The sequence below is a fragment of the Inquilinus sp. 2KB_23 genome, assembly GCF_052115705.1.
Lineage (GTDB): Bacteria > Pseudomonadota > Alphaproteobacteria > DSM-16000 > Inquilinaceae > Inquilinus > Inquilinus ginsengisoli_A.
Genome location: NZ_JBFRHF010000011.1, coordinates 227,743 through 246,765, shown reverse-complemented (window position 1 = coordinate 246,765; position 19,023 = coordinate 227,743). Strand labels below are relative to the sequence as shown.

At 69.4% G+C, this 19,023-nt stretch carries 20 protein-coding genes; 4 read left to right on the top strand and 16 right to left on the bottom strand.

What is annotated here, in order from left to right; all coding sequences use genetic code 11:
* Positions 1-1,169, bottom strand: a 1,169-nt coding sequence (locus tag AB4112_RS16690; protein ID WP_441721146.1) for a transglycosylase SLT domain-containing protein, incomplete at its 3' end; no start/stop codon positions are given.
* 229 nt (positions 1,170-1,398) lie between these two features.
* Between AB4112_RS16690 and AB4112_RS16685 the strand changes: the two genes are divergently transcribed.
* A complete protein-coding gene (locus AB4112_RS16685) occupies positions 1,399-1,971 on the top strand; it encodes a TIGR00645 family protein (protein ID WP_309792946.1) in 573 nt (190 codons plus the stop codon).
* On the top strand, positions 1,968-2,531 hold the full coding sequence (locus AB4112_RS16680; RefSeq protein WP_441721144.1) for a GNAT family N-acetyltransferase: 564 nt from the start codon (positions 1,968-1,970) through the stop codon (positions 2,529-2,531). The genes AB4112_RS16685 and AB4112_RS16680 overlap by 4 nt, the downstream gene beginning before the upstream one ends.
* A 13-nt stretch (positions 2,532-2,544) precedes the next feature.
* Here the strand turns inward: AB4112_RS16680 and AB4112_RS16675 are convergent, their stop codons facing one another.
* A complete protein-coding gene (locus tag AB4112_RS16675) occupies positions 2,545-3,075 on the bottom strand; it encodes a DUF5943 domain-containing protein (RefSeq protein WP_441721141.1) in 531 nt (176 codons plus the stop codon).
* Positions 3,076-3,077: 2 nt separating this feature from the next.
* Complete coding sequence (locus AB4112_RS16670) at positions 3,078-4,358, bottom strand: amidohydrolase family protein (protein WP_441721138.1); 1,281 nt, start codon at positions 4,356-4,358, stop codon at positions 3,078-3,080.
* Between the two features lie 255 nt (positions 4,359-4,613).
* On the opposite strand from AB4112_RS16670, the gene AB4112_RS16665 reads away from it, so the two are divergent.
* The gene (locus AB4112_RS16665; protein WP_309792954.1) at positions 4,614-5,315 is read left to right on the top strand and encodes a GntR family transcriptional regulator; all 702 of its coding nucleotides are present in this window, start codon (positions 4,614-4,616) and stop codon (positions 5,313-5,315) included.
* Positions 5,316-5,474: 159 nt separating this feature from the next.
* Here AB4112_RS16665 and AB4112_RS16660 read toward each other — a convergent pair whose 3' ends face one another.
* The 8 genes from AB4112_RS16660 to AB4112_RS16625 all read right to left on the bottom strand — a co-directional run bounded on the left by AB4112_RS16660 (position 5,475) and on the right by AB4112_RS16625 (position 12,681).
* A complete protein-coding gene (locus AB4112_RS16660; protein ID WP_309792955.1) occupies positions 5,475-6,596 on the bottom strand; it encodes a M20 family metallopeptidase in 1,122 nt (373 codons plus the stop codon).
* Positions 6,597-6,779: 183 nt separating this feature from the next.
* A complete protein-coding gene (locus AB4112_RS16655; RefSeq protein ID WP_309792956.1) occupies positions 6,780-7,811 on the bottom strand; it encodes an extracellular solute-binding protein in 1,032 nt (343 codons plus the stop codon).
* Positions 7,812-7,842: 31 nt separating this feature from the next.
* The gene (locus tag AB4112_RS16650; protein ID WP_309792957.1) at positions 7,843-8,712 is read right to left on the bottom strand and encodes an ABC transporter permease; all 870 of its coding nucleotides are present in this window, start codon (positions 8,710-8,712) and stop codon (positions 7,843-7,845) included.
* Positions 8,709-9,584: an ABC transporter permease gene (locus tag AB4112_RS16645; RefSeq protein ID WP_309792958.1), complete on the bottom strand. Its 876-nt coding sequence runs from the start codon at positions 9,582-9,584 to the stop codon at positions 8,709-8,711. The genes AB4112_RS16650 and AB4112_RS16645 overlap by 4 nt, the downstream gene beginning before the upstream one ends.
* A 12-nt stretch (positions 9,585-9,596) precedes the next feature.
* Positions 9,597-10,598 carry an ABC transporter ATP-binding protein gene (locus tag AB4112_RS16640; RefSeq protein WP_309792959.1) on the bottom strand — a complete coding sequence of 334 codons (1,002 nt, stop codon included), beginning with the start codon at positions 10,596-10,598 and terminating at the stop codon, positions 9,597-9,599.
* Between the two features lie 41 nt (positions 10,599-10,639).
* On the bottom strand, positions 10,640-11,527 hold the full coding sequence (locus tag AB4112_RS16635) for a fumarylacetoacetate hydrolase family protein (RefSeq protein WP_309792960.1): 888 nt from the start codon (positions 11,525-11,527) through the stop codon (positions 10,640-10,642).
* Positions 11,528-11,648: 121 nt separating this feature from the next.
* Positions 11,649-12,203, bottom strand: a complete 555-nt coding sequence (locus tag AB4112_RS16630) for a TetR/AcrR family transcriptional regulator (protein ID WP_309792962.1) — start codon at positions 12,201-12,203, stop codon at positions 11,649-11,651.
* A gap of 4 nt (positions 12,204-12,207) precedes the next feature.
* Positions 12,208-12,681 carry a nuclear transport factor 2 family protein gene (locus AB4112_RS16625; protein WP_309792963.1) on the bottom strand — a complete coding sequence of 158 codons (474 nt, stop codon included), beginning with the start codon at positions 12,679-12,681 and terminating at the stop codon, positions 12,208-12,210.
* Positions 12,682-12,928: 247 nt separating this feature from the next.
* Between AB4112_RS16625 and AB4112_RS16620 the strand changes: the two genes are divergently transcribed.
* On the top strand, positions 12,929-13,435 hold the full coding sequence (locus tag AB4112_RS16620; protein ID WP_309792964.1) for a DUF1993 domain-containing protein: 507 nt from the start codon (positions 12,929-12,931) through the stop codon (positions 13,433-13,435).
* 120 nt (positions 13,436-13,555) lie between these two features.
* Here the strand turns inward: AB4112_RS16620 and AB4112_RS16615 are convergent, their stop codons facing one another.
* From AB4112_RS16615 to AB4112_RS16595, 5 genes are read right to left on the bottom strand one after another with little or no spacing between them, the layout of a single operon-like run.
* Positions 13,556-14,347, bottom strand: coding sequence for an SDR family NAD(P)-dependent oxidoreductase (locus tag AB4112_RS16615; protein ID WP_309792965.1), 792 nt, complete (start codon positions 14,345-14,347; stop codon positions 13,556-13,558).
* Between the two features lie 29 nt (positions 14,348-14,376).
* Complete coding sequence (locus AB4112_RS16610) at positions 14,377-15,327, bottom strand: ABC transporter permease (RefSeq protein WP_309792966.1); 951 nt, start codon at positions 15,325-15,327, stop codon at positions 14,377-14,379.
* On the bottom strand, positions 15,324-16,826 hold the full coding sequence (locus AB4112_RS16605) for a sugar ABC transporter ATP-binding protein (RefSeq protein WP_309792967.1): 1,503 nt from the start codon (positions 16,824-16,826) through the stop codon (positions 15,324-15,326). The genes AB4112_RS16610 and AB4112_RS16605 overlap by 4 nt, the downstream gene beginning before the upstream one ends.
* A 4-nt stretch (positions 16,827-16,830) precedes the next feature.
* A complete protein-coding gene (locus AB4112_RS16600; RefSeq protein WP_309792968.1) occupies positions 16,831-17,871 on the bottom strand; it encodes an ABC transporter permease in 1,041 nt (346 codons plus the stop codon).
* Positions 17,872-17,881: 10 nt separating this feature from the next.
* Entirely contained in the window at positions 17,882-18,976 is a 1,095-nt protein-coding gene (locus AB4112_RS16595; protein WP_309792969.1) for a sugar ABC transporter substrate-binding protein, read from the bottom strand.
* Positions 18,977-19,023 lie beyond the last annotated feature (47 nt).

The following is a 19,023-nucleotide window of genomic DNA, read 5'->3' as shown; positions in this document are numbered from 1 at the left end:
GACCGCGCCACCCGGGTCGGGGCGACCGTCACCGCCGCGGCGGTCGGCGCAGGCCGGATCTGGGCCCGCTGGACCTGCGGCTGCACCGCCGCGCGCGGCACCACCGGCACCGGGGCCGGCCGCTCGGGCGCCGAGGCGGCCATGGCCAGCAGCACGTCGTCGACCGGCGCGACCTCCTGCCGGTCCGGGATCGGCGCCATCCGCACCGGGGCGGGCGCCACGCGATCGGGGATCGGCTGCATCGTCACCACCGGACGGGTGGGCGGCGGCGGCGCCCGGTCGGGGATCGGCTGCATCGCCACCACCACCGGGCGGGACACCGGGATCTGCTGCGCCGGGATCGGTTGGCCGGAGCGGCCGGCGATGGCGGCGTCGACCCGTGCCCGGGTCTGCTGCTCGGCCGGCGACAGGCGGTCCGGAATCGGCTGCATCGCCACCACCACCGGCGCCGCCGGGATCGGCTGGCCGGTGCGGCCGGCGATCGCGGCCTCGACCCGCGCCCGGGTCTGCTGCTCCTCCGGCGACAGGCGGTCGGGGATCGGCTGCATCGCCATCACCACCGGCGCGCCCGACGGGGCGGGCACCCCGGTGCGCTGCTGGATCTGCTGCTCGGCATACTGGGTCATCCGGTCGGGCCGGCCGGATCCCGGTTCGATGCCGGCGATCTGGGTGCCGACGATGTCCATGTAGCGCCGGGTCTCGGGCGGCAGGCTGCGCCCGTTCTCGACATATTGCCGGTAGCGGCCGGGCCCGGCGTTGTAGGCGCCGAGGAAGCCGGGCGACCCGTACATCTCGTACAGCTCGCGGATATAGGCGGTCCCCGCCATGATGTTGTTCTCGGGGTCGTAGGGGTCGCTGCCCAGCCCGTGCTTCTCGCGCAGCTCCTCATAGGTCGCCGGCATCACCTGCATCAGGCCCTGGGCGCCGGCCGAGCTGGTGATCGGCTGGCCGCCCTTCCAGGTGGCCTGGCCGGCGCTCTCGATCCGCATCACCTCGCGGATCCATTCCGGCGGCACGTTGAAGCGCTTCGACGCCTTCTGGATCTGCGGTTCCCAATAGGCGATGTTGCCGCCCGACGGCCGCGGCTTTTCCGACGAACAGGCGCCGATCAGCCCGGCGACGAGAGCCAGTGCCGCCGCCGTCCGCAGCCACGTTCCCCTACCGGCCATGATGGCCCCCTCCACGCTTCCCCGGGCGATGCCAAACGCCCGAACTTACATCGTGATCTCAATGATCATCCACAAGGCATTCAAACGTATCATGTTTGTCGAAAGAATGGCAGCCCCGACGAATCGAGGAGCCGCCGGGCTTTCCGGCAATCCCTGGCGAAATCCCCCTCCGGCAAATCCGGCGGCGCCTGTATAAGGGCCCTCCCGACCATCGCTACCGGAGCCGGCCATGTCGCAGGACCGCGAGACCCTCCCCGCCCCGGCACGGCAGAAGCTGCGGCCGCTTCCCGCCGTGATCTTCGGGTCCCGCTGGCTGCAGCTGCCGCTGTATCTCGGCCTGATCGTCGCCCAGGCGGTCTATGTCTTTCTGTTCCTGAAGGAGCTGTGGCACCTCGTCATCCACGCCGTCGACTTCAACGAGCAGCAGATCATGCTGGTGGTGCTGGGCCTGATCGACGTGGTGATGATCTCGAACCTGCTGATGATGGTCATCGTCGGCGGCTACGAGACCTTCGTCTCGCGCCTCAAGCTGGGCGGCCACCCCGACCAGCCGGAATGGCTCGACCACGTCAACGCCAGCATCCTGAAGGTCAAGCTGGCCATGGCGATCATCGGCATCTCGTCGATCCACCTGCTGCGCACCTTCATCGAGGCGGGCAATGTCGGGTCGCCGGACAAGACCAACTACACCGAGACCGGGATCATCCTGCAGACGGTGATCCACACCGTGTTCATCCTGTCGGCGATCGGCATCGCCTTCATCGACCGCATCACCCAGCCGCTGCCCGACAAGGCGCATTGAGCCCGCCGCCCGGCATCGCCGCCCTGGCGGAGACGACTTTGGCTGCGGGGGAATTGCGGCTGGAATCGCTACGGCCCGACCATGCCGCGGTGCTGTTCGACGGCTTCGCCGACCCCGGCCTCTACCGCTTCATCCCGCAGGAGCCGCCGGCCGATGCCGCGACGCTGCGCGCCCGGTGCGAGCGGCTTGCCGCGCGGCAGTCGCCGGCCGGCGACCAGGCGTGGCTGAACTGGGCGATCCGGATCGGGCCGGAGGGCGGCTATGCCGGGCTGGTCGAGGTGACGGTCGGCAGCGCCGGCGCGGCCGACATCGCCTATTTCGTGTTCGCCGGCTGCCAGGGCCGCGGCATCGGCCGGCGGGCGGTGGCCGCGGTGGTCGACGCGCTGGCGGCGATCCCCGGGATCACCGCGATCGGCGCGTCGATCGACACCCGCAACGCCGCCTCCATGGCCCTGGTCGCGGCCCTCGGCTTCGAGCGGACCGGCTTTCTCCAGGACGCCGACCACTTCAAGGGCGCCACCAGCGACGAGATCCGCTTCCAGCTGCCGCTGAAGCGCTGAGGGCCGGACGGCTTCAGCCCTTGCGGACGCCGAACTCGAAGCGGCAGCGGTCATGGCCCATGGCGGCGCACTGCGTCTCCTCGCAGTCGATCACCGCCCCCGTGCCGGCGTCGCCGAGCAGGTGGCGCAGGGCCCCGGTCATGAAGCCTTCGAACATGTAGCAGACCGGCCGCCCCGCCCCCGGCCCGTATTCCAGCGCGAAGATCGAGGACGACAGGGCGATGCGGCCCCGCCCCGCCACCGCATCCAGTTCCTCGATCTCGAACCGGCCCCAGCCGCGCTGCGACAGCCGCTGGACGTAGCGGCGGACCGTCTGTTCCGGGTCCAGCCCGAGGCTGCGGGCCTGGACCGCGCACCAATGCACGGCCGAGGCCTCGGTGGCGTCGCGCAGGATGGCGCGGTAGGGCTCGATGCCCATCGCCGCCTCCACCGCCCGGTGGTTGTTCACCAGGAAGTGGCGCGGCAGGTAGACCATCGGCAGGTCGTCAGTGCGCCAGATCCCGGTGTCGGGATCGACGTCGATCGGGATCTCGGGCGCCGCCATGGTCAGGCGGCGACCGCGCCCCGGGATGCGCTCAGCACCGCGGACTGGTCCTTGTACAGCGCGCCATCCTTCATGATCACCAGCAGGTTCTTCTCGTGCACCATGATGTCCAGGTCCTGCAGCGGGTCGCCATCGACCAGCAGCAGGTCGGCGATGTAGCCGTCCTTGACCTCGCCCAGCTCGCCCTTCAGCCCCATCACCTCGCCGCCGTAGCGGGTGCCGCAGACCAGCGCCTCGCTCGGGCTGTAGCCCAGCAGGTCGACGAAATGCTTGAGGTCGCGGGCGTTCTGGCCCTGCGGCGACTGGGCGAAGCCGTAGTCGCCGCCGATCAGCGCCTTGACCCCGCGCTTGCGCAGCTCGGTGTAGACCGTGCGGCTGGTGTCCAGCACCCGCTGCATGCCGATGCTGATGGCGAATTCGCGGGTGAAGCCGAACGGCTCGCCCTCGTACAGCGTGCCGTAGATGATGCCGATGGCCGGGCCGACGAAGACCTTGTGCTTCACCGATTCCAGCATGTCGAGGGCTTCCTCGTCGGCGGATTCGCAGTGATAGATCACATCGACGCCGCAGCGCACCGCGCGCTTCACCGATTCCGCCGCGCGGGCGTGGCAGTTGATCTTCTTGCCGAAGTCGCGCGCCACGGCGACCGCCATGCGGACCTCGTCCTCGCGCATCACGGTGGCGCCGCCGCCGGCCTTGGGGCCGAGGTCGTCGCCCGAGATGTTGATCTTGATGTTGTCGACGCCTTCGCGGCAGCACAGCCGCACGGCGCGGGCGATCTCTTCCGGCCCGTCGGCGATCATGCCGAAGCTCTCGTAATACATGTGCTGCTTGCGCTCGTCGCCGAGGCCGCCGGTGACCGTGATCTCCGGGCTGCCGGCGCGGATGCGGGGCCCCGGCAGGCGGCCGGCCTCGATCTCGTTGCGGATCACCACGTCCAGCCGCAGCTTCGAGGTGGCGGCGCTGTAGCAGCTGGTGAAGCCGTGATCGAGCAGCGTCTTGGCGTTGCGCATGGTCAGCAGGACATGCTCTTCCGGCGGGATGTTGCCGAGGTCGCTGTCGTTGACGGCGCCGCCGAAGGAGATGTGGGCGTGGCCCTCGACCAGCCCGGGCATCAGCGTGCGGCCATGGCAGTCGATCACCTGGGCGCCGTCGGCCGCCAGCTGGCCGGGGGTGCGGGCGACGGTGCGGATGCGCGTGCCTTCGACCAGGACATCGGCCGGATAGGCCTCGGCCCCGCTGCCGTCCCAGACCATGGCGTTCCGGAAAATGACCCTGTTCATCGCGGCTCCCCTGTCCTTCTGGATCTGGCCCGGTTGCCCGACCCCGCCGCAGATCCGGACGGACGCGGGTCGCGCGAGCGGTGGATCGCCCGGTCCGCCGGGCCATCCCTGTCGTCTTGGCAGCACTGTGCGATATGGGTATATATAGGTCAACAAATAATATATTTTATTGACCAGCGTCGATCCGGCTTCGATAATCCAGGCTGACGCCGTCCAACCAGCGGCCCGAACCGGCTGTCCAACGACAAAGGCATCATGGCCCGAGACCCCACGCTCAATCGGACCCAAGGCGCTTACGAGGCCCTGCGCGCGGACCTGCTGTCCTGCCGCATCCTTCCCGGCAGCCGCCTGAAGATCCAGGAGCTGTGCGCCACCTTCGCGGTCAGCCTGGGCGCCATCCGCGAGGCGCTGTCGCGGCTGACCTCGGAAGGGCTGGTGGTGGCCGAACCGCAGCGCGGCTTCCGGGCGGCGCCGATCTCGGCGGCGGACCTGCAGGACCTGACCCTGGCCCGGATCGAGCTGGAGACGCTGTGCCTGCGGCACGCCATCCGCCTCGGCGACGTCGACTGGGAGGCGCGGCTGGTGGCGGCGACCCACCGGCTGGCGCGCACGCCGGAGCGCGACCCCGGCGACCCCGCGCGGACCAACGAGGACTGGGCCGAGGCCCATGCCGCCTTCCACCACGCTTTGGTCGAGGGCTGCGACAGCCCGTGGCTGCTGCGCCTGCGCGGCCAGCTCTACGACCAGAGCGAGCGCTACCGCCGGATCTCGGTGCCGCTGACCCGCAGCACCCGGAACATCGAGCAGGAGCACCAGCGCATCGTGCAGGCGACGCTGGACCGCGATGTGGAGGCGGCGACCGCCCTGCTGGCCGCCCATCTCCAGGCCACCGCCACCATCCTGCTCTCCGCCGCCTCGAGCGACGAGCTGCGGATGGTGGAGGAAGTGGAGGGGTAGAGAGGGCTGCCCGAGCCGGCCCGCCTCCCCCAAACACCGTCATTGCGAGCGCAGCGAAGCAATCCATCGGGCAGCCCGTACTGTGCGATGGATTGCTTCGTCGGCTTCGCCTCCTCGCAATGACGAAGGGGGGAGAGGTGACGGGCGTCGGGTTGCCGCCTACAGCCCCATCCACCGCCGTCCGATCTCGGTGTAGAGGCCGACCGCGGCGTCGATGGCCGGCACCAGGCAGTATTCGTCGGTCTTGTGCGCCATGGTCGGCTCGCCCGGGCCCAGGATCAGCACCGGGATGCCGCCCATGGCCGGCGCCAGCACCGAGGCGTCGGTGAAGAACGCCGCCCCCGCCGGGTCGATGCGCTGGCCGATGGCCCGCTCGCACAGGTCGAACACGCCGCTGATCCATTCGTCCTGCGGGCTGGTGGCAACAGCGCCGACATCGACGATGCGCGACAGCTCGACCCCCTCGCCCAGCACCGCCTCGACCTCGCGGCAGATCGCGTCGTTCGACTGGCCGGGGATGGTGCGGATATCGACCTGGATCTCGGCCCGGTCGGGCACCGAGTTGACGTTGAGGCCGCCGGCGAAGGTGCCGACATTGATCGACGGGCCGCCGAGATGGATGTGGCGCGGCGTGTCGAAGGCGTGCTCGGCCAGGCGCAGCACGCCCCGCGCCGCCTTGTAGACCGCGTTGACCCCCTGCTCCGGCATCGAGCCATGGGCGGTGACGCCGTGGAACGCCGCCCGCAGCCACAGCGCGCCGCGATGGCCGATCAGCGGCAGGTTGGCGGTGGGTTCGCCGACCACCAGGGCACCGGCCTGGGGCAGCGCCCCGGCCACGCCGGCGAGGTGGCGGGCGCCGTCACAACCCGTCTCCTCCCCCGCCGTCAGCACCAGGGACAGCCCGGCGCGCCGGCCCGGCAGGCTCGCCAGGCCGATCGCGGCGACCACCATGGCGGCGACGCCGGCCTTCATGTCGCTGGACCCGCGGCCATAGACCCGGTCGCCGTCGATCTCGGCGGCGAAGGGATCCCGGGTCCACGGCGCGGCGCCCAGCGGCACGGTGTCGAGATGGCCGGTGAAGCACAGCGGCGCGCCCTCGCCCGGCAGGCTGGCGACCAGGTTGGTGCGGCCCCTGGCCAAATCGTGGCGGGCGACGGCGAAACCCGCCGCCTCCAGCAGCCCCGCCGCCAGCTCGGCACAGGGCTGCTCCCCGCCCGGCGGGTTGATCGAACGCCGGCGGATCAGCTCGCGCGTCAGCTCGACGGCGGGGGATGTGCTCATGGTCCAGACCTCATCAGCGGGCAGGCGCCCAGCATCAACCACGGGCGCCCCACCCCACTCCCCCACTCTGTCATTGCCCGGCTTGACCGGGCAATCCAGGGGCCACCAAGAGCCGCTCTGGCCGCCCCTCGATGCCACGGTCGAGCCGTGGCATGACAATGGGAGAAAGCAGGCGCGACCAGCCTATTGTCTGAGCTTGGTCCAGATCCGGTCGTAGGCCCGCGTCGCCTTTTCCGGGCAGGCCGGGGCGAAGGTGATCTTCAAATCCTTCGGCGGGTTGAACTCCGGCGACGAGCCGAGCTCGGCCGACAGCAGCGTGTTGGCCCCGACCACGGCGTTCTGGTAGCCGGAGAAGCTGGACTGCAGGGCGATGTTCTCGGGCGCCATCAGGAAGTTCAGGAAGGCCTTGGCGTTGTCGAGGTCCGGCGCGCCCTTGGGCACCGCGACGTTGTCCATCCAGCCGACCACGCCCTCCTTGGGGTAGACGTACTTCACCGTCGCCTTCTGCTGGCGCGTCGCCTCGGCCTTGCCCGACCATTGCTGGTGCATCGCGGTCTCGCCCGAGACCTGGCGCTCGACCGTGCCGTCGGAGTTGTAGACCTTGACGAAGGGCTTCTGCGCCTCGAGCAGGGCGTCCAGCGCCTTCAGGTCGGTCGAATCCGTGTTGCATTGCGACTTGCCGAGATAGACCAGCGCCAGCGACATCACCTCGCTGGGCGACCCGAACATGCCGATCTTGCCCTGCAGCTCCGCCGGCGGCTCGAACAGCGTCTTCAGGCTGTCGAGCGGGCCCTTGTAGACCGCGGTGTCGACGGAATAGGAGGTGGTGCCCCACACCCAGGGCACGCTGTACCTGGCGTCCGGGTCCCAGCTGCGCCTCTGCCACGCCGGGTCGAGATTCCTAAAGTTGGGCATGGCGGCGACGTCGACCGGCTCGAACAGCCCTTGGCTCACGAAGATCGGCACGAAGTCGTTGCTGACCACGATCAGGTCGTAGCCCGAGGCGCCGGAGGTCAGCTTGGCCAGGGCGGTCTCGTTGGAATCATAGGTGTCGATCGAGACCTTGATGCCGGTCTCCTTCTCGAACTTCGCGATCAGCTCGGGCGAGGTGTAGTCGGTCCAGTTGTAGAGGTGCAGCTCGCCCGCCGCCTGCGCCGCAGCGGGCAGCGCCAGCGCCAAAGCGGCGCCGGTCATCAGCAAGGCCCAGTTCTTCATCATTGTTCTCCCTGTTTGATCGAATCCCTCGTCAGCCCGCGCGCCGGTTGCGGCGCCCGAGCAGCAGCGCCACGCCGACGAAGACCAGCGACACGGCGAGCAGGATGGTGGAGATGGCGTTGACCTCCGGGGTCACGCCCAGGCGCATCATGCCGTAGACATAGACCGGCAGCGTGGTCGACCCGGCGCTGGACACCATCATGCTGATCAGGAAGTCGTCGAGCGACACCACGAAAGCCATGATCGCGCCGGAGGCGATGGCCGGCGCCAGCAGCGGCAGGGTGATGCGGCGGAACAGCTGCCATTCGTCGGCATAGAGGTCGCGCCCCGCCTCCTCCAGCGCATGGCCCATCTCGCGCAGCCGGGCCTGCACCGGCAGCAGGGCGAAGGGGATGCAGAACACGGTGTGGGCGATCATCAGGTTGATCAGCCCGTTGTGCATGCCGATCGACGAGAAGAACACCAGCGTGGCGATGGCGACGATGATCTCGGGCACCACCAGCGGCATGGCGATCAGCATGGTGACGAAGCCGCGCCCGACGAAGCGGGTGCCGCGCTCCAGCGCCAGGGCGCCGGTGACGGCGATGACGGTCGAGGCGATGGTGGCGACCACGGCGATGACCAGGCTGTTCAAGGCCGCGTTCCGGATGTCGTCGTTGTGGGCGATCTTGACGAACCAGCGCAGGCTGAAGCCCTGCCAGACCGTGATCATCTGGCTGCTGTTGAAGGCGTAGACCACCAGGATCAGCAGCGGCGCGTAGAGGAAGGCGACCATCAGGGCGGTGTAGGACCCCAGGCCCGGCGTACGCCGCCAGTCGAAGGGCCGCGGGCCGGACCGTCGCGTGGTGGAAGCCGGCCGCCCGGCCGACGCATCGGGCAGCGAAGACGGGGTCACGCTCATGGCCTCAGCTCCCGCATCCGGGTCTTCCGCGCCTGCAGCATCAGCACCAGCAGAATGACGACGGTGATGGCCGTGGCCAGCGCCGCGCCGAACGGCCAGTTGCGCGACGAGGTGAACTGCATCTGGATCAGGCTGCCGATCAGCAGCGTCTTGCCGCCGCCCAGCAGGTCGGGGGCGAGGAAGGAGCCCAGCGCCGGGGCGAAGACCAGCGTCGCCCCGACCATGGCGCCGGGCCGGGCCAGCGGCCAGACGATGCGGCGGAACACCGCCCGGCGGTTGGCGTAGAGGTCGTAGGCGGCCTCGATCAGCCGCGGGTCCAGCCGCTCCAGCGTCGAATAGATCGGCAGCACCATGAAGGGCAGGAAGGTGTAGACGAGGCCCAGCAGGATGGCGCCGTCATTGTACAGCAGCGGCAGGGGCGCATCGGTGACGCCGAGGCCGCGCAGCAGCTGGTTGGCCACGCCCTCGTCGCGCAGGATCAGGATCCAGCAATAGGTGCGGATCAGCGTGTTGATCCAGAACGGCAGGGTGACGACGAACAGCAGCACCCGCCGCCGCGCCTCGCTCTGGCACACCACGTACCAGGCGATCGGCAGGGCCAGCGCCAGGCAGATCGCGGTGGTGGCGACGGCCAGCCACAGCGAGCGCAGGATGATGACGATGTAATCGGCCGAGAACACCAGCGTGTCGTCGAAGTCGCGCTGGTACAGGAACTGGATGTAGGCGTCGAAGGTGGCCGGCCCGGTCACGCCGCCATAGGCGCCGGCGGTCATGAAGGAATAGGCCACGGCGATGGCCATCGGGATCAGCATGAAGATGCCGATCACCAGGCCGGACGGAGCGATCAGGAGCAGCGTGCGCTTGAGCGACATCGGCGTGTCCGGTCAGTGCAGCAATTCGCGCTCGGCGTCGGCCGCCCAGTCGACGACCACGGAGTCGCCCCTGGAGAAGCCGTCCTCGTCGCCGCGGATGCGGGCCCGGATCGGGCCGTGCCCGGCGAGCTCGATCTCATACAGCGTGTCGAGGCCGAGGAAGGTCACCGCCGCCACCCGGCCCTTGGCGCGCCCGGAGGGGCGGCCGTAGCCGGCGCCGAGCACCACCCGCTCGGGCCGCACCGCGATGGTGAGCTCGGACCGGCGGCCCAGCACCGGGCCGGGGATCAGGTTGGCCTCGCCGATGAAGTCGGCGACGAAGCGGCAGGACGGGTCGTGGTAGATCTCGGCCGGCCGGCCTACCTGCAGCATGCTGCCGTCATGCAGCACCGCGATCCGGTCGGACATCGCCAGCGCCTCCTCCTGGTCATGGGTGACCAGGACGAAGGTGATGCCGGTCTCGCGCTGCAGGCGCTTGAGCTCGCCCTGCATCTCCTTGCGCAGCTTGAGGTCCAGCGCCGACAGCGGCTCGTCGAGCAGCAGGACGCTGGGCTTCGGCACCAGGGCGCGGGCCAGGGCCACCCGCTGCTGCTGGCCGCCCGACAGCTGGGCTGGCCGGCGGTTGGCGAAGCCGCCGAGCCGCACCATCTCCAGCGCCGCCGCGACCTGGGCCGCGATCTCCTGCGCCGGGCGGCCCAGCATGCGCAGGCCGAAGGCCACGTTCTCGCCCACCGTCATGTGCGGGAACAGCGCGTAGCTCTGGAACACCGTGTTCACCGGCCGCTTCTGCGGCGGCAGGGCGGCGACGTCCACCCCGTCGATGCGGATCATGCCGGTGGTCGGCATCTCGAAGCCGCCGATCAGCCGCAGCAGCGTGGTCTTGCCGCAGCCGGACGGGCCCAGCAGGGTGAAGAACTCATTGTCGCCGATCGTCAGGTCGACCGTCTTCAGCGCGGTGACGGTGCCGATGTCCTTGCTGACGAAACTCTTGGAAACCCTTTGCACCTCGATCATCGCGCGCTGCTGCTCCCTGGTTTCCCTAACGGATGGTCGCGTCAGGCCGCCTGGCGGCCGGCGATCGGTTCTTCCGCCTCGATCGGGTTGCGCAGCAGGCCGACGCGCTCGAGCTCGACCTCGCAGACGTCGCCGGGCTTCATGAACAGCTGGGGCTTGCGCGCCATGCCGACGCCGGCCGGGGTGCCGCTGACGATGATGTCGCCGGGCGACAGGGTCAGCGCCTCGGTGACGAAGGCGATGATGGTGGCGACGTCGAAGATCATGTCGTCGGTGGAGGCGGTCTGCACCACCTGGCCGTTCAGCCGGGTCTGCAGCCGCAGCCCCTTGCCGCCCGGCGGCAGTTCGTCGGCGGTGACGAAGACCGGGCCGAAGGCGCCGGTGGAGTCGAAATTCTTGCCCAGGGTCCATTGCGGCCCCTTGGACTGGTAGTCGCGCACCGACGCCTCGTTGAACACGGAGTAGCCGATGACGTGGTCGAGCGCCGATTCCTTGGTGATGTGGCGGCCGCCCTTGCCGATCACGGCGACCATCTCGCCCTCGTAATCCAGCTGCTCCGACAGCACCGGGCGCAGGATCGCGGCGCCATGGCCGATCAGGGTCGAGGCGAAGCGGGTGAAGATGGTCGGGAAGGCCGGCGGCTGGAAGCCGCTTTCGAGCGAATGATCGACGTAGTTCAGGCCGACGCAGATGATCTTGCCCGGCGCCGGCAGCGGCGGCAGCACGGTGACCGCGTCGAGATCGACGGCGCGGCCCTGCCGCAACAGGCCTGCCCCCGCCGAACGCAGGGCGCCGGGACCTTCGGCGATCAGCGCCGACAGGGGGCCCGGATAGGCCGGGTCATCCGACGGGCAGCCGAGGAAACCGCCGTCCGGCGCGGCCACGGCCAGCCCGTCCACACCCCGATCGCGATAGGCGACAAACCGCATTCCAGCCCCCGTCTGCCATGACCGGCGTTCAGCTCCGCCGGCTCTGGTTCAGACGGTATGGCCAGAAAGTATAATTGTCAAAATAATATATTATCTTGGTGAAAAGCGGATGCTTTGCTCCTCACGCCAGCAGCCGGGCCTCGATCCGCGCCAGCGAGCGCCGGAACGCGTCGGCGTCGTCGAGGGCGCGCGCCAGCACCAGGGCGCCCTGGATCGCCGCCACCGCCTCCTCCGCCCGGTCGCGCGCCACCGCGTCGTCCCGCCCCGCTCGGACCAGGGCCTGGGCCAGCGCCTCGATCCAGGCGGCGAAATAGCTCCGGATGGCGGCAGAGAAGCGATCGCGGACGTCGCCGAGGGCGAAGACGCCGACCAGGCAGACCCGGCCGCCCGAGCGGAAATAGGCGCCGACCGACCGGATCATCTCCGGCATGGCACGCTGCGGGTCGTCCTCCCGCAGCGGCCGGAAGACATGCTGCCCGAACCAGCCATCGATCTCGGCCAGCACGGCGGCCGCCATCTCTTCCTTCCCACCGGGAAAGAAGTGATAGAGGCTGCCCTTGCCCAGGCCGGTGCGCTGCCCGATCAGCGCCAAGCTGGCGCCCTCGAAGCCGTGCTCGCGGAACACCTCAGACAAGGCGGGCAGCACATCGGCGCGCTCGGTGACGGTCCGCGGCATCGCGTCAGAGGCCGAGGTCGCTCAGGCTGGGATGGTCGTCCGGCCGCGGCTTGGACGCGTCCCAATGGAACTTCCGCTCCGACTCCGTGATCGGACGGTCGTTGATCGAGGCATGGCGGGCGCGCATCAGCCCGTGTTCGTCGAACTCCCAGTTCTCGTTGCCATAGGCGCGGAACCAGTTGCCGGAATCGTCGCGGAATTCATAGGCGAAGCGGACGGCGATGCGGTTGCCCTCGAAGGCCCACAGCTCCTTGATCAGGCGGTAGTCCAGTTCGCGCGCCCATTTGCGGGTGAGGAACTCGACGATCGCCGGGCGGCCCTGCAGGAACTCGGCCCGGTTCCGCCAGCGGCTGTCCTCGGTGTAGGCCAGGGCGACCCGCTGGGGGTCGCGCGTGTTCCAGCCATTCTCGGCGCCGCGGACCTTGAGGATCGCGGTTTCGCGGGTGAAAGGCGGCAGCGGCGGACGGTCGGCGGACATGGCAGGCTCCTGTCTGGAAAGCATTCTCTGTACCGAATGGAACAGATTGTACTGAACGGTAAAAATAGGAAGCCCGCTCGTCAAGTGAAACCCTGGAGACCGGCTTGACGCGAAAGATGACGGCCGTCATTAATCACCGTGCCGCCGCCGAGACGCCCGGCTGATGACGGCAGTCCCGCCCCACTCCGCGTCCTTCGGGCGCAGGGCCGCGGGACCGGCTCTCGGCTTCCAATATCGGAGCACTCCCTTGCCCCTGTCCCTGCACGAGATCTCGATCGCGCTGATGATTCCGAAGCTGCGGATGCTGTCGACGCTGCTGGAGAAGGCCGTCGCCCATGCCGAGGCGGAGCGGGTCGACCCGGCCACCCTGGTCGAGGCCAGGCTGGCGCCCGACATGTACCCGCTGTCCGGCCAGATCCAGGCCGCCAGCGACGCCGCCAAATCCTGCGCCGCCCGCCTGGCTGGGCAGACGCCGCCGAGCTTCCCCGACACCGAGAAGACCTTCCCGGAGCTGCAGGAGCGCATCGCCAAGACCATCGCCTATATCGAAAGCGTCGGGCCGGCGCAGATCGACGGCCGCGAGGACGCGACCGTCACCATCCCCAGCCGCAATGGCGACCGCACCTTCACCGGCCGCGCCTATGTGCTGAACATGGCCCTGCCGAACTTCTTCTTCCACGTCACCACCGCCTACGACCTGCTGCGCCAGGCCGGGGTGCAGATCGGCAAGCGCGACTATCTGGCGGTGTCGTAACACCACTCCCTCTCCGTCATTGCGAGGGGGCGAAGCCGACGAAGCAATCCATGGCGCCGCTCTTCCGGCACGATGGATTGCTTCGCTGCGCTCGCAATGACGATGGTTTGAAAGGGTCTCCTACAGCGTCTTCAGCATCCCGCCATCGACGAAATAGGTCGACCCGACGCTGTAGCTGGCCTTGTCGGAGCACAGGAAGACGAAGAAGTTCGCCAGCTCCTGCGGCGTGCCGAAGCGCTTGATGGTGGCGTGCTCGTCGGCGACGCCCTGCAGATAGCCTTCCCAGTCGCCGCCGGTGTCGGCGGTCAGCTGCTTGGCGGTCTTGATCCAGTCGGGCGTCAGGATCAGCCCGGGATTGACGCAGTTCACCCGGATGTTGTCCTTCACCACCTCGCTGGCGAGGGTCTTGGAGAACATCATCAGCGCCGATTTGGTGACGTTGTAGATCGGCTCGTACCACAGCGGCTGCACCGCGCAGATCGAGGCGTTGTGCAGGATCACCCCGCCGCCGCGCCGCTTCATGCCGGGCACCAGGCCGCGGGCCAGCCGCACCGCCGCCATGACATGCAGGTCCCAGTAGGATTGCCACTTCTCATCCGGCGCCTCCAGGATCGTCTCGTTCGATCCGGTGCCGGCGTTGTTGATCAGGATGTCGGCGCCGCCGAAGCCCTGCTCCACCGCCGCGATCAGCGCCGCCGTGCCCTCAGGCGTCCCGACGTCACAGGCCACCGCCAGGGTCCTGACGCCGTGGCGCGACGCCAGCGATGCGGCCTCGGCCTCCAGCCGGTCGGCCTGGCGCGCCGCCAGCACGATATGGGCGCCTTCGGCCGCCAGCCCGTCGGCGACCGCAAGGCCGATGCCGATGCTGGCGCCGGTGACGACGGCGACCTTGCCGGTCAATCCGAGATCCATGGTGTTGTTCCCCCTGTGTCCCTTGCGGGCTATTTGGCGATCAGGATCTTGCCGCGATCCAGGGTGATGGCGACGGCAAGGATGAGGACGGAGCCGAACACCACCTGCTGGGCGAAGATGTTGACGCCGAGGAAGGTCATGCCGATGCGCACGACCGAGACGGTCAGCGCCCCGACCAGGGTGCGGCCGATGCCGCCGACGCCGCCGGTGATGGCGGTGCCGCCGACCAGCACCGCCGAGATCGCCGGCAGCAGCAGCTGGTTGGCGACGGTCGGCGACCCGCTGGCCAGCCGGGCCGCCAGCAGGATGCCGGCCAGCGCGGCGAAGGCGCCGGACAGCATGAAGGCCAGGATCTTCTGGCGGTTGACGCGGATCCCGGCCGCCCAGGCGGCCGGCTCGCCCGCGCCGATCGCCAGGCTGTAGCGGCCGAAGCGGCTGTAGCGCTGGAGATAGATGCCGAAAGCCAGCGCCAGGACGCCGACGCCGATGATGTTGGGCACGCCGAGGCTGGTGCCGGTGATCCAGTCCAAGAGGCCCCGCACCTCGGCGGCGATGGCGATGTTGCGGGCATCGGAGATGTAGAGGGCGACGCCGCCGACCACGCCGCCGGTGGCCAGGGTGGCGATGAAGGACGGCACCCGCAGCCGGACATGGACGAAGCCGCTGACCAGCCCGGCCGCGGCCCCGGCCAGCAGCGCCACGGCGAAGGCGCCGACGCCGATCCGCGGCAGCAGCAGCGCGACGATGACGGTGCTGAGCGAGGCGACCGACGGGATGCTGAGGTCGATGCTGCCGAGCAGGATGACGAAGGTCACGCCGGCCGCCAGGGTGAACAGGGTGGTGGTGTCGGCCAGCACCACCAGCAGCGTGTCGGGCGAACCGAAGCCCGGCTCCACCACCGCGATGGCCACCACCAGCAGCAGCAGGAACAGGGCCGGCGCCGCGCTGCGCAGGACGGCGGGATCGAGCAGGCGGGTCATACCATGTGTCCGATCAGGTCGACCTGGGCGGGCTTGCGGCCGGGTGCTGCGCCCATCCGGGCGGTGATCGTCCCGTCGCGCATCGCCAGCACGGTGTGGCTGAGGCCGATGGTCTCCTCCAGCGTGTCGGCGATCAGGATCACCGACACACCGTCGCGGCACAGCGCCCGGATCAGGCGGAACACCTCCTCCTTGGCGCCGACATCGATGCCGCGGGTGGGGTGGTCGAGGATCAGGATCCGCGACTCCGCCGTCAGCCACTTCGCCAGCACCACCTTCTGCTGGTTGCCGCCGCTGAGCGACAGGCAGGCCGCATCCGGCCCGGCGGCGCGGATCGCCAGCCGCTTGGTCCAGTCCTCGGCCAGGCTGCGCTCGCGGCGGCGGCTCAGGCCGATCGGGCCTTCCGCCGCCTCCAGCCGCGCCAGGGTCATGTTGGTGGCGACCGACAGCATCATCACCAGCCCTTCGACCCGGCGCTCGCTGGGGATGAAGCCGATGCCATGCTCGACCGCGTCGGCGGGGGAGCGGAAGCGCACCGCCTTGCCCGCGACCTCGAGCGTGCCCGCGGTCGGCTGGACGAAGCCGAAGAAGCTGCGCACCAGATCCTCACGCCCCGAGCCGATGACGCCGGCGATGCCCAGCACCTCGCCGCGATGGAGAGTCAGGTCGATGTCGCGGTAGCGGCCTTCGCAGCACAGGCCCTTGGCCTGCAGCACGATCTCGGACTGCGCTGGGTGCTGCTCGGATTCGCGGTAGTATTCGGCGTGGACCTCGCGGCCGACCATGATCCGGTGCAGGGTCGGCGTGTCGGCATCCGCCACCGGCATCTCGGCGACCACGCCGCCATCCTTCATGACGTAGATGCGGTCGCTGATCTCCAGCACCTCGTCCAGCCGGTGCGACACGAAGACGAAGCTGGCCCGGCTCTTCAGCGTGCGGACGCGGTCGAACAGCAGGTCGATCTCGGCCTGCTCCAGCACCGAGGTCGGCTCGTCCAGCAGGATCACCAGGTCGCCCTCGACCCGGTCCTCCAGCGCCAGCGCCTTGGCCAGCTCGACCATCTGCCGCGCCGCGAAGCTGAGGTCCTGCGCCCGGGTCGCCGGGTCGATGTCGAGGCCGACCTTCTCCAGCTGCCGTCGGGCCGCGGCGTTCAGGCGCTTCCAGTTGACCAGGCCGAAGCGGATGAACTCCTGCTCCTGGCCCAGGAAGATGTTCTCCGCCACCGACAGGTTCAGCAGCAGCGACTGCTCCTGGAACACCATGACGATGCCGCGGGCATTGGCCTGCCGGGGATCGCCCAGATGCAGCACCTCGCCGTCGCGCCGCAGTTCGCCGCTGGTCGGCTGCTGCACGCCGGCCAGGATGCGCATCAGCGTCGACTTGCCGGCGCCGTTCTCGCCGACCAGCCCGACCACCTCGTTCGGCCGGATCTCGACGTCGACGCCCTTCAGCGCCTGGACGCTGCCGAAAGATTTCTGGATGCCGACCGCTTGCAGCATGGCGTCACTTCACGATGCGAAGCTGCGACCGGTCGAGCGACAGCGCGACCGCGGCGATGATCATCAGGCCCTGGGCGGCCTGCTGCAGATAGGGCGGGATGCCGAGCAGCACCATGCCGTTGGCCAGCACCGACACGATCAGGATGCCGACCAGGGCGTTCAGCACGCCGCCCTGCCCGCCCATCAGCGAGGTGCCGCCGACCACGATGGCGGTGATGGTGGTGAACAGCCGGCCGGTGCCGATCTCGGCATTGGCCAGGCCCAGCTGCGCCGCCGCCAGTACGCTGGCCAGGCCGTAGAAGGTGCCGGCCAGGGCGAAGGCGATGACCTTGGTGCGCCGGATCGGCACGCCCGACAGCGCCGCCAGGTCCTCGCCGCCGCCGATGGCGTAGACATGGCGGCCGAAGCGGGTGTGGTTCTGGATCACCCAGGCGACGCCCAGCGCCGCCAGCGCGATCCACACCGACAGCGGCATCCCGGCCAGCCGGGTCAGGGCCAGGGCCCGGATGTCGGGGTCGAGGATCCGGACCGAACCGCCGCCGAGCAGGATGGTGGCGGTGCCGAGCCCGATGAACCAGCTGCCGATGGTGGCCATGAAGGACGGGATCTTCAGCCCGACATGCAGCGCGCCGTTGAGCAGCCCCATGGCGGTGCCGGTGGCCACGGCGATCGGCACCGCGAGCAGGCCGAAGCCGGCGCCGCCCCCGGCATCGTTGGAGACCAGCAGCGTCAGCACGATCGCCGCCACTGCCATCATGCCCTCGATCGACAGGTCGATGCTGCCGAGCAGGATGATGAAGGTGGCGCCCAGGGTCAGCACCAGCGGGATCGAGGCGGCGGCGGCCACCCGGGTGAAGTTGCCGGTGCTGAGGAAGTTCGGGTTGGCCAGGCCGAGCAGCAGGCACAGCACGACCAGGACGATCAGCGGGGCCGCCAGGCGCAGCCGGCGCTCCAGCTTCGGCCGGCGGATGGTGGCCCGCGGCGGCCCTGCCGGGGCCGCCGCCGATGCGATCGGGGCCGATGCTATCGGGGACTGTACGGTCACGACTCAGCCGTCAGCCCGGCCGGACCTGGCCGGTGACCCGGCCCCAGAGGTCGTTGTAGTCGATCTTCGGCTCGGCCTCGATGTTGGACTTGTAGAAGGCGTCGACATTGTCCTTCGTCACCACGATGCCGGTGCCGTAGAACTCGCGGTGCTCCTTCGGCTCCTTGGCCGGGTCGAACTTGCCGAGCGACGCCGCATAGGGGATCGCCAGGCCCATGCTGCCCTGCCAGTACGGGTCGGACGACACGGTGGCGGCGAATTCGCCGCTGCGCACGCCCTCGACCGCCGCCTTGATGCCGTCGATGCCGGTGACCGGCACCTTGCCGGCCAGGCCTTCGGCCCGCAGCGCCTCGAGCGCGCCGACGCCCATGTCGTCATTGGCGGCCCACACGCCCTTGATGTCGTCGCCGAAGCGGGTCAGCCAGGCGGCGACCACGTCATAGGCCTTGGTCGACTGCCAGTCGGCGACCTGGAAATCCAGCAGCTTCACGTCGGGATGGGCCGCGATCACCTTGTCCAGCCCGGCCTTGCGGGCGATCGCCACGGTGTTCGACAGGATGCCGCCGAGCGCGACAATGCCGCCCTTGCCGCCGATCGACTTGACCAGCGCCTCGCCGGTCTCGCCGCCGTAGCGCTCGCCGTCGAAGGTGACGAAGGCAGTGTAATAGGGGTTGTGGTCCCAGGGATGCAGATCCTCGGGCTTGTTCCACTGCGACATCACGAAGACCTTGGCCGCGGCGCAGGCCTCGACGATCGGCCGGGCGTCGGCCGAATCGTTCGGGTCGAGGTTCAGCACCATGTTGCCGCCGGTCTTGGCCAGGATCGCCCGGATGTCGGCCAGGCCCTTCTCGCTGTCGCCTTCGGTGACCAGCGTGACCAATTCGAGGCCCACGGCCTTGGCGTAGGTCTCTGCGCCCTGCTTCCAGGCGGCGTGATAGGGATTCGAGAGCGATCGGATCGAGGTGACCAGCGTCGGCTTGTCGGCGGCGAAGCCGCGACGCACGAAACCAGCGGGGGCCGCGAGGCCGACGCCGAGGGCCGCCGCGCCTTTGAGGGCGCCGCGCCGGGTCAGGGTCATGCCGAAGGGGTTGCGCCCATCTTTCATGTCGTCTCTCCCTGAAGAATGTTTTTACGTTGACTAGCTATGCACCA